At 60.8% G+C, this 11,906-nt stretch carries 16 protein-coding genes; 6 read left to right on the top strand and 10 right to left on the bottom strand.

Annotated features, from left to right (window positions below; translation table 11 throughout):
• Nucleotides 1-74 precede the first annotated feature (74 nt).
• The 4 genes from ACX3P0_RS03830 (at nucleotide 75) to ACX3P0_RS03815 (ending at nucleotide 2,556) form a co-directional block, all read left to right on the top strand.
• On the top strand, nucleotides 75-686 hold the full coding sequence (locus tag ACX3P0_RS03830; RefSeq protein WP_459086645.1) for a thermonuclease family protein: 612 nt from the start codon (nucleotides 75-77) through the stop codon (nucleotides 684-686).
• 41 nt (nucleotides 687-727) lie between these two features.
• Nucleotides 728-1,339, top strand: a complete 612-nt coding sequence (locus tag ACX3P0_RS03825) for a glutathione S-transferase (RefSeq protein WP_459078799.1) — start codon at nucleotides 728-730, stop codon at nucleotides 1,337-1,339.
• 1 nt (nucleotide 1,340) lies between these two features.
• Nucleotides 1,341-1,958, top strand: a complete 618-nt coding sequence (locus ACX3P0_RS03820; RefSeq protein WP_459086643.1) for a uracil-DNA glycosylase family protein — start codon at nucleotides 1,341-1,343, stop codon at nucleotides 1,956-1,958.
• Nucleotides 1,959-2,064: 106 nt separating this feature from the next.
• Complete coding sequence (locus tag ACX3P0_RS03815; RefSeq protein ID WP_459078773.1) at nucleotides 2,065-2,556, top strand: Lrp/AsnC family transcriptional regulator; 492 nt, start codon at nucleotides 2,065-2,067, stop codon at nucleotides 2,554-2,556.
• A 36-nt stretch (nucleotides 2,557-2,592) separates the two neighbouring features.
• On the opposite strand, the gene ACX3P0_RS03810 is transcribed toward ACX3P0_RS03815, so the two are convergent.
• The 8 genes from ACX3P0_RS03810 to moaA form a co-directional block, all read right to left on the bottom strand.
• Complete coding sequence (locus ACX3P0_RS03810) at nucleotides 2,593-3,462, bottom strand: NAD(P)-dependent oxidoreductase (protein ID WP_459086641.1); 870 nt, start codon at nucleotides 3,460-3,462, stop codon at nucleotides 2,593-2,595.
• A gap of 98 nt (nucleotides 3,463-3,560) precedes the next feature.
• Nucleotides 3,561-4,394, bottom strand: a complete 834-nt coding sequence (locus tag ACX3P0_RS03805; RefSeq protein ID WP_459086639.1) for an ABC transporter permease — start codon at nucleotides 4,392-4,394, stop codon at nucleotides 3,561-3,563.
• Nucleotides 4,391-5,104 (bottom strand): ABC transporter permease, encoded by a 714-nt coding sequence (locus ACX3P0_RS03800; RefSeq protein WP_459078776.1) that lies wholly within the window; start codon nucleotides 5,102-5,104, stop codon nucleotides 4,391-4,393. The genes ACX3P0_RS03805 and ACX3P0_RS03800 overlap by 4 nt, the downstream gene beginning before the upstream one ends.
• 205 nt (nucleotides 5,105-5,309) lie before the next feature.
• Nucleotides 5,310-6,086: an ABC transporter substrate-binding protein gene (locus tag ACX3P0_RS03795; RefSeq protein ID WP_459078777.1), complete on the bottom strand. Its 777-nt coding sequence runs from the start codon at nucleotides 6,084-6,086 to the stop codon at nucleotides 5,310-5,312.
• Nucleotides 6,087-6,234: 148 nt separating this feature from the next.
• Complete coding sequence (gene mobB, locus ACX3P0_RS03790; protein WP_459078778.1) at nucleotides 6,235-6,744, bottom strand: molybdopterin-guanine dinucleotide biosynthesis protein B; 510 nt, start codon at nucleotides 6,742-6,744, stop codon at nucleotides 6,235-6,237.
• The gene (gene mobA, locus ACX3P0_RS03785) at nucleotides 6,741-7,370 is read right to left on the bottom strand and encodes a molybdenum cofactor guanylyltransferase MobA (RefSeq protein ID WP_459086637.1); all 630 of its coding nucleotides are present in this window, start codon (nucleotides 7,368-7,370) and stop codon (nucleotides 6,741-6,743) included. The genes mobB and mobA overlap by 4 nt, the downstream gene beginning before the upstream one ends.
• A 48-nt stretch (nucleotides 7,371-7,418) precedes the next feature.
• Nucleotides 7,419-8,339, bottom strand: coding sequence for a DMT family transporter (locus ACX3P0_RS03780; RefSeq protein ID WP_459086635.1), 921 nt, complete (start codon nucleotides 8,337-8,339; stop codon nucleotides 7,419-7,421).
• Nucleotides 8,340-8,449: 110 nt separating this feature from the next.
• Nucleotides 8,450-9,445 carry a GTP 3',8-cyclase MoaA gene (moaA, locus tag ACX3P0_RS03775; protein WP_459086863.1) on the bottom strand — a complete coding sequence of 332 codons (996 nt, stop codon included), beginning with the start codon at nucleotides 9,443-9,445 and terminating at the stop codon, nucleotides 8,450-8,452.
• A 210-nt stretch (nucleotides 9,446-9,655) separates the two neighbouring features.
• Between moaA and ACX3P0_RS03770 the strand changes: the two genes are divergently transcribed.
• A complete protein-coding gene (locus ACX3P0_RS03770; protein WP_459086633.1) occupies nucleotides 9,656-10,009 on the top strand; it encodes a gamma-butyrobetaine hydroxylase family protein in 354 nt (117 codons plus the stop codon).
• An 11-nt stretch (nucleotides 10,010-10,020) separates the two neighbouring features.
• Here ACX3P0_RS03770 and ACX3P0_RS03765 read toward each other — a convergent pair whose 3' ends face one another.
• Nucleotides 10,021-10,473, bottom strand: a complete 453-nt coding sequence (locus tag ACX3P0_RS03765; protein WP_459086632.1) for a MarR family winged helix-turn-helix transcriptional regulator — start codon at nucleotides 10,471-10,473, stop codon at nucleotides 10,021-10,023.
• Nucleotides 10,474-10,521: 48 nt separating this feature from the next.
• Here ACX3P0_RS03765 and ACX3P0_RS03760 point away from each other — a divergent pair, with 48 nt between their 5' ends.
• A complete protein-coding gene (locus tag ACX3P0_RS03760; RefSeq protein ID WP_459086630.1) occupies nucleotides 10,522-11,430 on the top strand; it encodes an alpha/beta hydrolase in 909 nt (302 codons plus the stop codon).
• 3 nt (nucleotides 11,431-11,433) lie between these two features.
• On the opposite strand, the gene ACX3P0_RS03755 is transcribed toward ACX3P0_RS03760, so the two are convergent.
• The gene (locus ACX3P0_RS03755; protein WP_459078784.1) at nucleotides 11,434-11,829 is read right to left on the bottom strand and encodes a rhodanese-like domain-containing protein; all 396 of its coding nucleotides are present in this window, start codon (nucleotides 11,827-11,829) and stop codon (nucleotides 11,434-11,436) included.
• Nucleotides 11,830-11,906: the final 77 nt, after the last annotated feature.

Below are 11,906 nucleotides of genomic sequence, written 5' to 3'. Positions count from 1 at the left end.
GAAACTTCGAGTTTTATGAGCAGCGGGTGCAATTCCTAACGCTAGCGTCGAATGATTAAGAGACTGTTTGCCATATGAGGCGTCAGCGTTTCGGTGGGCCTTATTCGCGCCGGCCACGCAGCCGGTTGCGAACATTTCTGGACTACGGCGTAACGGCCGTCCTGCTTGGAGTTCTGCTTTTGGTGGCGGCACGGCTGGAGCGGGCCAACATGCGCGAGGAACGAGGAGCCGCTACCGTTGTCGACGGCGATTCGATCACGCTGGGAACGACGCGCATCCGCCTGCGCGGCATCGATGCGCCTGAATATTCGCAAACCTGCCAGCAGGACGGGACCGATTATGCCTGCGGCAAACGTGCGCGCGAAGCACTCGCCGCCATGACCGCCGGCCGGGCCGTTTCCTGTACGGGGTCGCAGCACGACCGCTATGGCCGGCTTCTGGGCAATTGCACGGCCGGCGGCGTCGATCTCAACCGTGCTCAAGTGCAAGCGGGTTGGGCGGTCGCCTATGGCGGTTTCGGGACCGAGGAAGCCGCCGCTCGCGGCGCGCGGGCGGGTATCTGGGCCGGCACATTCGAGCGGCCCCAGGAATGGCGCCAACGACACGGAGCGAAAACCGAGCCGAAACACGACGATTTTCTGGCGTGGGCAGGCGATCGCCTACGGCAGGCTCTTCGGTTTTGGTGATCGACGACCTATGTTCACCCTCAACCGGACAGGAGAGACGGATGAAGCTTTTTGATGGCGGCCGCGCGCCCAATCCTCGGCGGGTTCGTGTGTTCCTGGCCGAAAAGGGCATCGAGGTGCCTCTGGTGCCCGTCGACATGGGCGCGCTGGAGCACCGGCAGGACGCCGTAAGTTCCCGCAACCCCTTGCGTCGTCTGCCGGTTCTGGAACTGGATGACGGCACGATCATCACCGAGTCGGTCGCGATCTGCCGCTACTTCGAGGAGCTTCACCCGGATCCGGCTCTCTTCGGCAGAGGCGCGGTCGGCAGGGCGACGGTGGAGATGTGGCAGAGGCGTGTTGAACTCCACCTCATGGCGTGCGTTGCCGCCGCGTTCCGGCACATCCATCCGGCGATGAAAGAGTGGGAAATCCCGCAAATCCCGGAATGGGGCGAGGCGAACAAGCCCAAAGCCATTGAATTCCTGGAATTTCTCGACGGGGAATTGGCTGAAAGGGCGTTCATCGCGGGCGATACGTACTCGATTGCCGATATTACCGGCCTGATCGCCGTCGATTTCATGAAACCGGCGCGCATTCAGATGCCGCCGGAATGCGTGAACGTGCTGCGCTGGTACAAGGACGTCTCCAGTCGGCCGAGCGCTGCCGCCTGATATGAGCGAGGCGCTCGACCAGCTGACGGCGCAAATCCGTGCCTGCCGTATCTGCGTGGAAAACCCGATCGGCAAGCCGCTGCCGCACGAACCCCGGCCGGTGGTCGTCGCCTCGTCGCATGCGAGAATCCTGATCGCCAGCCAGGCGCCGGGCACTAAGGTGCATTTGAGCGGCAGGCCGTTTACCGACGCATCGGGCGACCGCTTGCGGAACTGGCTCGGCGTTACCGACGATGAATTCTACGACCCGCAAAAATTCGCCATCGTGCCCATGGGCTTCTGCTTTCCGGGCCAGGACGCCAAGGGCGGCGACCTGCCGCCGCGCCGTGAATGCGCGATCCATTGGCGTGAACCGCTGATGGCGCTGATGCCGCAGATAGACCTCGTGCTAACCATCGGAATTTATGCTCAGACCTGGCACATGGGGAGCGCGCGTGGCGCCTCGTTGCGCGAGACGGTGATGAACTGGCGCTCCGTCTGGGAGGTCTCTGCGGAGCGGAAGGTGCTGCCCCTGCCGCACCCGTCATGGCGCAACACCGGCTGGCTGAAGCGCAACCCGTGGTTCGAAATAGATTTGCTGCCTTTCCTTCGAACAGAAATTCGGCGTCGAGTTGATTAGCTCGCGCGCAATAAATGCCTCGTTGTATCGGCAAATGGCGGAATTTTTTTCTTGTAGATGAGGTCGATAAGGCGGATTATAGGCGATATTTTCACGAGGACTGCCTATGGACCGCCTGGACAGAAAAATTCTCCGCCTCCTTCAAGAGGACTCGACGCTCGCCGTGGCCGATGTTGCCAAGAAAGTCGGGCTGTCGACCACGCCGTGCTGGCGGCGAATCCAGAAGCTCGAGGAAGAAGGCGTCATCAAGCGCCGGGTGGCGCTACTCGACGCGACCAAGATCAACGTCCGCGTTACGGTGTTTGTTTCGATCCGCACCAATTCGCACAGCCATGAATGGCTGCGGCGGTTTTCCGAGGTGATCCAGGAATTCCCCGAGGTGATCGAATTCTACCGCATGAGCGGCGATGTCGACTATCTGCTGCGTGTCGTCGTGCCGGACATCGCGGCCTACGACGCCTTCTACAAGCGCCTGATCGCCAAGATCGAGATACGCGACGTGTCGTCTTCCTTCGCCATGGAGCAAATCAAGTACACGACCGAGATGCCGCTCGACTACATGGTGCTGGACAAGGAATCAGGCGCGCACGCCGCCTGATCTAGCGTGCCATTCCGAACGGAATACCGGTTTGCTTTATTTTTCCAGGCGGGCGAGCAGCGCCGAGGTGTCCCAGCGCTTGCCGCCCATCGCCTGTACATCCTTGTAGAACTGGTCGACCAGCGCTGTTACCGGCAGGCTGGCGCCGTTTCGGTCTGCCTCTTCAAGGCATATGCCGAGATCCTTGCGCATCCAGTCGACGGCGAAGCCGTAATCGTATTTGCCGGCATTCATCGTCTTGTGGCGGTTCTCCATCTGCCAGGAACCTGCCGCGCCCTTGGAAATCACCTCGACGACCTTCTCGATGTCGAGGCCGGCCTTCTTGCCGAAATGGATGCCCTCGGCCAGGCCTTGAACGAGCCCGGCGATGGTGATCTGGTTGATCATCTTGGTCAGTTGCCCGGAGCCTGCCGGCCCCATCAGCCCGACCATGCGTGCAAAGGCGTCGATCACCGGCCGGGCCTTGTCGAAAACCTCCTGTTCGCCGCCAACCATGACGGTCAGCACGCCGTTCTCCGCGCCCGCCTGGCCGCCGGAAACCGGGGCATCGAGGAAGCCAAATCCGGCTTCGGTGGCTTTCTGGTCAAGTTCGCGCGCAACCTCGGCGGAAGCGGTCGTGTTGTCGATATAGATCGCGCCCTTCTTCATCGATCGGAAAGCGCCGTGCTCCCCGATCGTGACGGAACGCAGATCGTCGTCATTGCCGACGCAGGAGAAGACAAAGTCCTTGTCCAAGGCAGCTTCCGCCGGCGTTTGCGCCAGCTTGCCGCCATGCTCGGCCACCCATTTCTCGGCGGTAGTCTGCGTGCGGTTGTAGACGGTAACGTCGTGCTTGCCCTTGTTCTTCAGATGCGCCGCCATGGGATACCCCATCACGCCAAGACCGAGAAACGCCACCGAAGCCATCGCTTTACCTTCCAAAACGAGAATATGAGCCGCGATGGTCTAGGCCATGCGAAGGATACGTCAAGATGCCCGCGCACCCTTGAGCATAGTGCCAGCGGTCAGCGTTTGAGATGTTTTGTGATGCGGCGTTCTATCCATTCGATGGCGTGGCGCAGCACCTCGACAATCATCAGGTAGATGACCGCGGCCCAGATGTAAGACTGGAAATCGAAGGTGCGCGCATAGGTGAGCCGCGTTATCCCCATCAGGTCGTAGACGGTGATGATGGCAACGATGGCCGAGCCTTTTATCATCAGGATGACTTCGTTGCCGTAGGGACGCAGGGCAACGATGGACGCCTGCGGCAGGATGACTTTCCACAGCGTTTGCAGTTTATGCATGCCAAGCGAGGCCGCGCCTTCCCATTGGCCCCTGGGGACGCTTTCTATGGCGCCGCGCAACATTTCCGCCTGATAGGCGGCCGTATTCAGCGAAAACGCGAAGATGGCGCAATTGAACGCCTCGCGGAAGAAACTCCACAGTCCCACGGAATCGAGTTCGGCCTTGAAGGAGCCGACGCCGTAATAGACCAGAAAGGTCTGGGCCAGCAGTGGCGTGCCACGGAAGAAATAGACGTAGGCGTAGGCCAGCCCCGAGAGAAACGGGTTCCTCGACATGCGGGCATAGGCGACGGGCACAGAAATGACCGCGCCGACCACAATGGATATGGCGACCAGGGAAATGGTGACGCCGAGCCCCTTCAGATAGCTAGGCGCATATTTCGTAATAAGTTCCGTATCCCACGAAGAAGCCAGAAACCACACGAGCGCCAGGCCAAGTAACGCCCACAAGCCCATGAGGATGTGACCGCCAACGCGCTGGCTGTTCCAGACGCGCGTAGGCAAGGGCGGCGGCAAATCGGCAGCGGTGGGGTTCTTCGATGCTGCTGTCATCGCTGCACGTCCTGACGCCTGACGGCTCGCTCGATGGCGCTGATCCCGACGGAAGAAACAATGGCGAGCAGCAGATAGATCAGCGCGGCCACGCCGAAGAACAGAAAGGCATGCTTGGTGACACGCGCCGCAACACCAGCCTGCCGCAAGATGTCGGTGAGGCCGATGGCGGATACCAGTGCCGTGTCCTTGAGCAGGATTAGCCACAGATTGGCGAGGCCGGGCAGCGCGATGCGGATCAGTTGCGGCAGCACCACCAGCCGCATGGTCTGACTGCCGGACAGGCCGATCGCGTGGCCGCCTTCATACTGACCCTTGGGGATGGCGCGGAAAGCCGACAGGAATACTTCGCTGGCATAGGCGGAAAAGACTGCGCCCAGCGCTATCATGCCCGAAATGAAGCTGTTGACCTCGATATTCGCGTCGGGGGCGAACAGGTGCACGACCTTCTGGATGCCGATCTGCGCGCCGTAAAATACGACGAAGAGAGTGAGCAGTTCAGGTAGCCCCCTGAAAATGGTGGTGTAGATATCGCCAGCCAGCCGGAGCGAGGGTTCTTTCGACTGTTTGGCGAGCGCCGCGAGAAAGCCGATTGCCAGTCCGAGCGGCAAGGTGGCCAAGGCCAGCGACACGGTGACGAAGACCCCATAGCCGATGTCGTCCAGCCAGCCCTGAGGCCCCCAACTCAGCAGCGTCCACGTGCTCTGCATCCGCCCGCTTGTCCTCCACCGTCGCTTGCACACCGTGCTGCCCTCAGGCACGGCCAAACCCTTGCGCTTTCAGGTAAAGAGTATGCGAAAAGCTCGAGAAATCATCGACTTGCGCAAATTACCTGAAGAAACTTGATCCCAAAGTCAGGAGTATGCTGCAGGCGAGCGGTGGATAACCCACCGCTCGTTTTGATGGCGTTGACGGCTAGTCGCCGTAAACGTCGAACTTGAAATACTTGTCGTTGATTTCCTTGTACTTGCCGTTGGCGCGGATGGCGTCGATCGCGGTGTTGAACTGGTTTGCCAGGTCGGTTTCGCCCTTGCGGATTGCGATGCCGGCGCCTTCGCCATGGATTTCGATGACAGGCTTGATGGTTCCGACGATCTTGCAGCAGGCGCCATCCGGCGTGTCCAGCCACTGGGTAAGCACGACGATGTCGTCGTTCACCGCATCGAGCCGACCGTTTTCAAGGTCGAGCTGGTATTCCTGCGCGGTAGGATAGGGCTTGATAGTCGAGTCCGTATAGGTTTTGCTCGAATAGTTGAAATGGGTGGTCGACGCCTGTACGCCGATGGTCTTGCCAGCCAGGTCTTCCTTGGTCACGCCCTTGATGTCGGTGTCCTTGGGCGCGGCGATGGCCGGCGGCGTGTTGTAGTATTTGTGGGTGAAATCGACCTGCTTCAGCCGCTCGGGCGTGATCGACATGGAGGCGATGATTGCGTCGAACTTGCCGGCCTGAAGTGCTGGGATGATGCCGTCCCAATCCTGGGCGACGAACTCGCACTTGACCTTCATTTCATCGCACAACGCCTGGGCGATATCGACGTCAAAGCCGACCAGCTTGCCGTCGGCGGTCAGGTTGTTGAAGGGCGGGTAGGCGCCTTCAGTACCGATCTTGATTGTCTTTTCCTGGGCCTGGGCAACGCCCAGCGTCAGAAGCGCGGCGGAAGCTGCCAACGCAATACGCAGTGCAATACGCATAATGTTCCTCTCTGTTTAACTAAGGTCGTTGTTTCCACGATCCTTGGAACGGTCTCCCCGACCGCTCGCTGAACGGATACTCCCACTTTTTGCGGAAAAAAAGCAACTGTAAAACCGCCGCCGAACGGAAACCTATTCCGGTTCTCGTTTAACCCGACAGACCGGTCGTCCGTTCAATAAAATCGGCAATCGCGGCAATGTCGTCGAGCGCGAATACGGGCAGTTTTTCCGATGGCTGGGGATAGTCGGCAGCGACCGCGACGATGTTCGGATCGTTTTGGGAAAGCGGCGTCGTATCCTTGGCCGAAAGTCTGCGCGTCTCGATTTTCCGGTGTGATTCGCGCTTGTAGCCTTCGATCAGCACGATGTCGGCAGGCCCCAGCCTGGCCAGGATTGCGTCGAGGGCGGGTTCCGGCTCGTCGCGCAACTCGTGCATCAGCGCCCAGCGCCGCCCTGAAACGATCGCGACCTCGGCCGCCCCTGCCTGCCGATGGCGAAAACTGTCCGCGCCCTCCCGATCGATGTCGAAATCGTGGTGGGCATGCTTTACCGTCGAGACACGCCACCCACGCGCCGTCAGTTCGATGACCAGCCTTTCCGTCAGCGTCGTCTTGCCGGAATTCTTCCAGCCGGTAATTCCGAAGATGAAGGCGTTCATTTCGCACCGACTCCCAATATACGTTCGGCCTCGGCAATATCGTGCGGCGTATTGATGTTGAAGAAGGGATCGACAACCTGCCCGCCTTCGATCTCCGGCACGAACTCGACATGGATGTGATCCTGACCCTCGACAAAGGCCGACACCTTGCGCTGGCCCTCGGCCAAGGCGCGGGAAAGTGGCGAGCGCAGCGTAACCGGCCAAAGCGCGAATACCGGATGGCTCCGACCGTCGGAATGAGCAACAGTGATGCGGTCAGGCGATGCGCCGGCGGTAGATGCCCGCCGCTGCACCAGATCGAGGGGCAGGAACGGCGTATCGCCGGCCGCACTGACCACGGAGGTCGCGGACCCGTTTGCCGCCGCCCATTCCAAAGCGGCCAACACGCCGGCCAACGGCCCGGCGAATCCCTCGGCCGTGTCGGCGACCACCGGCAGACCGAAATGCTTGAAGCTGGAGGCGTCACCATTGGCGTTCAACGCCAGTCGCGCAACTTGCGGGAAAAACCGGGTAATGACGTGGGAGAGGATAGGTCGGCCAGCCAGTTCCAGCAGGCTCTTGTCGCCGCCGCCCATCCGTCTTGACAGTCCACCGGCAAGGATGACGCCGGCAATTTCGTCTTTCATGGAAAATGCCCTTGCAAGCATGCCGCATGCGATGCGTGTGCGTGGCGCCTATATGCCGTCCGGCGCCATCGTCGGTCCAGTGCTTTCGGCTGCGGCTTTTCCACGGCCGACGATCTGTTCGCGATACAGCGTGTAGATGCCCGAGCCGACGATGATGGTTGCACCGACGATCATAGGCATGTCCGGGAAATCGCCGAACAAAAAGACGCCTAACAGGATCGCCCACAGCAGCGCCGTGTAACGGAACGGCGAGATGAAGGAGATGTCGCCGATGCGCATCGCCATGATGATGAACTGATACCCGACCAGAAGAAGCACGGCCCCGATTGCCAGAAGTACGGTGGCTTCCAGGGTCAGGGGCGTCCATCCGCCCATCGGTTGAAGCATTGCGGCGCCGACGAGGGTGACGGCGAGCGAGGTTACCGCCGATATCAGCAGGGTGGGGATTTCGACAGGGATTTTCCGCGTGGAGAGGTCGCGTATGGTGCAAAGGAACACGCACACCAGAACCAACAGGGAGAAGGCGTTGAAGCCGTCGAAGCCCGGCCGCACGACGACCAGCACGCCTGCAAAGCCCACGGCAATCGCAAGCCAGCGTCGCCATCCGACATACTCTCCGAAAAACAGCGCGGCTCCCATGGTTACGGCCAGGGGCAGGGCCTGCTGCACAGCGGATACATTGGCGATCGGCAAATGGGACAGGGCGATAAAATAGGCGACCGTGGCGGATGCCTCACCTGCAACGCGCACGGCTACCAGCGGATGCAGCATCGAACGGGGTTTTGCGAATGCGCCGCGATGCCAGGCGAGCAGCCCGACCATCAAGGTGGCAAACACGCCGCGCGCCAGCATGATCTGCGCGATGTTCATGGTTTCGGACAGATATTTGGTCAGCGCGTCGCTGATGGTGAAACCAACCATGGCCACGACCATGAACAGTGCGCCGCGAAGATTCGGAGATAAGGGCACGGCGCGCTTCCATTGCGATCTGGAGCAAGCCTGTAGCAGCCGCGCTCCAGACAGCAATCCCAAATCGCTGGGCCACGGTCTCTTAGCCGTTCAAATGCGGGGGGAGACGGTCAGCCGCCGGTGACGCTCATATGCCGGGATACCGACGGCCGCTTGGTTCGGCGATCGATGACGAAATCATGGCCCTTCGGCTTGCGGCCGATCGCTTCGTCTATCGCGTCGGCAACCAGTTCGTTGCCTTCGGACGCCCGCAACGGAGCGCGCAGGTCTGCGGCATCCTCCTGCCCAAGACACATATAGAGCGTGCCGGTGCAAGTGAGGCGCACGCGATTGCAGCTTTCACAGAAATTGTGGGTCATCGGTGTGATGAAGCCGAGCCGCCCGCCGGTTTGCGCAACCTCGACATAGCGGGCGGGGCCGCCGGTCTTATAGGGAATGTCGTTCAGCGTGAATTCGCGCTCCAGCGAGGCGCGCAGCAGCGACAGCGGCAGATACTGGTCTGTGCGATCTTCGTCGATCTCGCCCATCGGCATGGTTTCGATGACGGTCAGATCCATGCCGCGCCCATGCGCCCAGCGCAGTATGTCGGGCAGTTCCTCATCGTTAAAGCCCTTGAGCGCGACGGCGTTGATCTTGACTTTCAGGCCGGCGGCTTGTGCGGCGTCGATGCCTGCGACGACCTTTTCCAGATGGCCCCAGCGCGTGATCTTGTGGAATTTGGCAGCATCCAGCGTATCGAGCGACACGTTGATGCGCTTGACGCCGCAATCGGCCAGTTCGCTAGCATAGCGGGAAAGCTGGGAACCGTTGGTGGTCAGGGTCAGTTCTTCCAACGCACCGCTTTTCAGATGCCGGGAAAGCTCGCGCACCAGATGCATGATGTTTTTGCGCACCAGCGGTTCGCCGCCGGTGAGCCTTATCTTCTTCACGCCTTTTTCGATGAAGACGGCGCACAGCCGGTCCAGTTCCTCCAGGGAAAGAAGGTCTTTCCGGGGCAGGAACGTCATGTTTTCCGCCATGCAATAGGTACAACGGAAGTCGCAGCGATCGGTCACCGACACGCGCAAATAATTGATCGTACGGCCGAACGGATCGATCATGTCCATGCGCTTCTGTTCCATCCTTCGCCTCAAATAGGGCAACTGCGTTATATACCGCTATGTGATACGATCAGGCGCGCGGTTCAAGCGAATTGGCTTCTCTTCCGGCAATATTGGCGCGCCTCGCCGGCATGAAGGCAAGGAAACGCTTGGTCCAGGCCTTTTGCCGGACGCCAAAGCGCTTTAGGGAAGTCTGGCGGATGAAGGATCACCACTATGACGGCGCCGACGGAATTGAGGGTCTCGAAGGACCGCAGGCAACTGACCGTGACCTTCCCCGATCATCAGCCGATGGAACTGACCGCGGAACTTTTGCGGGTTGCCTCGCCTTCCGCCGAAGTCCAGGGGCATTCGCCCGAGCAACGGGTGACGGTGCCGGGAAAACGAAACGTGGCCATCCTCAAGATCGAACCGGTCGGCAATTATGCCGTGCGCATTACCTTCGATGATTTCCACGATACCGGCATTTTTACATGGACCTACCTGCATACGCTCGGCGCCGAAAAGACGCAGCGGTGGGAGGCCTACCTTGCGGAGCTGGAGGAAAAGGGGATGAGCCGGGATCGATAGCCGTCCGGCCGTCACGTCTCCTTCAGCAGATCGGCCACCTTGCGCATGTGTTCGCCGATCATGTCGCACTCGTCGGGCGTCGACTGGCTCATGGCGGCTTCGATCAGCGTCATGTGGATTTTCAGCGCACGCATCAGCAGTTCCTCGCCCGCTTCGGTCAAGATGAGCCGCAGGATGCGCTTATCTTTTTCGTCGCCCTCCCGGCGCAACAAGCCTCGCGCCTCCAGTTGCGGCAGCAGCATGGTGATATTCGAGCGGCCGACCAGCAGCCGCCGCGCGAGATCGTGCTGGGACATGCCGGGGTGGCGATAGAGGTTCATCAGCACATCTAGTTGAGCAGGCTTCAAACTGATAGGCGCAAGCCGGGCTGCCAGCGTCCGCTCCACGACATGGCAGGCGCGCGCCACCGCAACCCAATTGCGAAAGCGTGGATTATCCCAGGGCAGCTCTTGTTTATTGTTCATATTTGAACTAGTTATGTTCACTCTTGAACGAATGGATGGACAGGCACTATGGCATCATTCGGCCTGAAGGTCATCCGCGGTATATTCGCCGCCGGCGAACGGGTCGCGCCACGGCTGGCGGGGCGCGTGGCTTTTGAATTGTTCTGCCGCACGCCCAACCCCGCAAAGCTGAATGAGCGTGAAGGCCGCGCCGTGGCACGCGCCGCCGATTTCATGACAGGCGCGCGCCACCACCGCCTGCGAACCAGGACCGGCTGCGTGACGGTCCACGAGTTCAGGCCGGAGCCGGGCAGGGCGTCGCTCGGGACCGTCCTGGTCGTCCACGGCTGGCGCTCGCGCACCGAATATATGCGGGCGCTTATCGAGGGATTTCGGGCGGCCGGCTATCGGGTCGCGTCACTGGACCTGCCCGGCCACGGGCAATCTCGCGGTCGAAGCCTCAGCCTTATCAACGCGGTCGAGGCCGCCAGAACCGCCGCTGAATGGTTCGGTCCTTTTGAAGCGGTGGTGGGCCATTCGTTCGGCGGCGCGGTCGCGGTCAATGCGATCGCCGGATCGATAATGGGCATCCCGCCACTGGCCGCGAAAAGCCTTGTGCTCATAGCCGCGCCGAGTTCGCTGCCGGCGATCTTCGCCGGGTTCAGCGCCATGGTCGGCGTCGGACCACGCGCGCAGGCGGCGATGGCCGATCGTGTCGAGCGACTGGCCGGCCGGCCTCTCGAAGATTTTTCGGGCACACGCCAATTGGTCGAGATGCCGTTGCCGACGCTTGTCATCCACGCGCCGGATGACCGCGAAGTGCCAACGGACCATGCCTTGCGCTATGCAAAGGCCGGCGATCACGTGCGCCTGCATTGGGTGGAGGGACTGGGCCACCGCCGCATCCTTTCCGATCCCGGCGTCGTCAACAGCGCCGTCGCTTTCGTGGCCGAACAGCGACAGTCGACGCTTCACTGAGAGTTACGGCTTCTTGTCGCCATGCTCGACCGGCAGGCCGGCCTCTTTCCAGGCAGTGAAGCCACCGAGAACATGCTTGACCGGGGCAAGCCCCATATCCTGCGCGGTCTTCGTTGCCAGCGCCGAACGCCAGCCGCTTGCGCAAAAGAACACGAACGTCTTGCCCGATGCGAAGAACGGTTTGTGGTACGGGCTTTCCGGATCGATCCAGAATTCCAGCATGCCGCGGGTAACGTGTTTGGCGCCCGGAATCCGGCCTTCGCGATCCAGTTCGCGCGGGTCGCGCAGGTCAACAAGAACGGTGCCGTCGTCGCCAAGTAGAGCGGCCGCAGCCTTGGGCGAAATGGCTTCGATCTCGGCATTTGCCTCGTCAAGAAGCTGACGATATCCCTTTTTCACGGCGCTGCCTTTCCATTCGTTGCTCAATTCGATGATGGCTTAGCACAGGCTGTCGCCGGCCATCCATGATTGCGGTC

The sequence above is a fragment of the Mesorhizobium sp. A556 genome, assembly GCF_054489545.1.
The sequence above is the reverse complement of the archived record's forward strand: the minus strand, read 5'-3'. Positions and strand labels throughout refer to the sequence as shown.

Coding starts and splice junctions, on each gene's coding strand:
- ACX3P0_RS03800 (WP_459078776.1), bottom strand. CDS start 5,104: ATGCAGAGCACGTGGACGCTGCTGAGTTGGGGGCCTCAGGGCTGGCTG.
- ACX3P0_RS03770 (WP_459086633.1), top strand. CDS start 9,656: ATGACGGCGCCGACGGAATTGAGGGTCTCGAAGGACCGCAGGCAACTG.
- ACX3P0_RS03830 (WP_459086645.1), top strand. CDS start 75: ATGAGGCGTCAGCGTTTCGGTGGGCCTTATTCGCGCCGGCCACGCAGC.
- ACX3P0_RS03795 (WP_459078777.1), bottom strand. CDS start 6,086: ATGCGTATTGCACTGCGTATTGCGTTGGCAGCTTCCGCCGCGCTTCTG.
- mobA (WP_459086637.1), bottom strand. CDS start 7,370: ATGAAAGACGAAATTGCCGGCGTCATCCTTGCCGGTGGACTGTCAAGA.
- mobB (WP_459078778.1), bottom strand. CDS start 6,744: ATGAACGCCTTCATCTTCGGAATTACCGGCTGGAAGAATTCCGGCAAG.
- moaA (WP_459086863.1), bottom strand. CDS start 9,445: ATGGACATGATCGATCCGTTCGGCCGTACGATCAATTATTTGCGCGTG.
- ACX3P0_RS03760 (WP_459086630.1), top strand. CDS start 10,522: ATGGCATCATTCGGCCTGAAGGTCATCCGCGGTATATTCGCCGCCGGC.
- ACX3P0_RS03825 (WP_459078799.1), top strand. CDS start 728: ATGAAGCTTTTTGATGGCGGCCGCGCGCCCAATCCTCGGCGGGTTCGT.
- ACX3P0_RS03765 (WP_459086632.1), bottom strand. CDS start 10,473: ATGAACAATAAACAAGAGCTGCCCTGGGATAATCCACGCTTTCGCAAT.
- ACX3P0_RS03810 (WP_459086641.1), bottom strand. CDS start 3,462: ATGGCTTCGGTGGCGTTTCTCGGTCTTGGCGTGATGGGGTATCCCATG.
- ACX3P0_RS03820 (WP_459086643.1), top strand. CDS start 1,341: ATGAGCGAGGCGCTCGACCAGCTGACGGCGCAAATCCGTGCCTGCCGT.
- ACX3P0_RS03815 (WP_459078773.1), top strand. CDS start 2,065: ATGGACCGCCTGGACAGAAAAATTCTCCGCCTCCTTCAAGAGGACTCG.
- ACX3P0_RS03805 (WP_459086639.1), bottom strand. CDS start 4,394: ATGACAGCAGCATCGAAGAACCCCACCGCTGCCGATTTGCCGCCGCCC.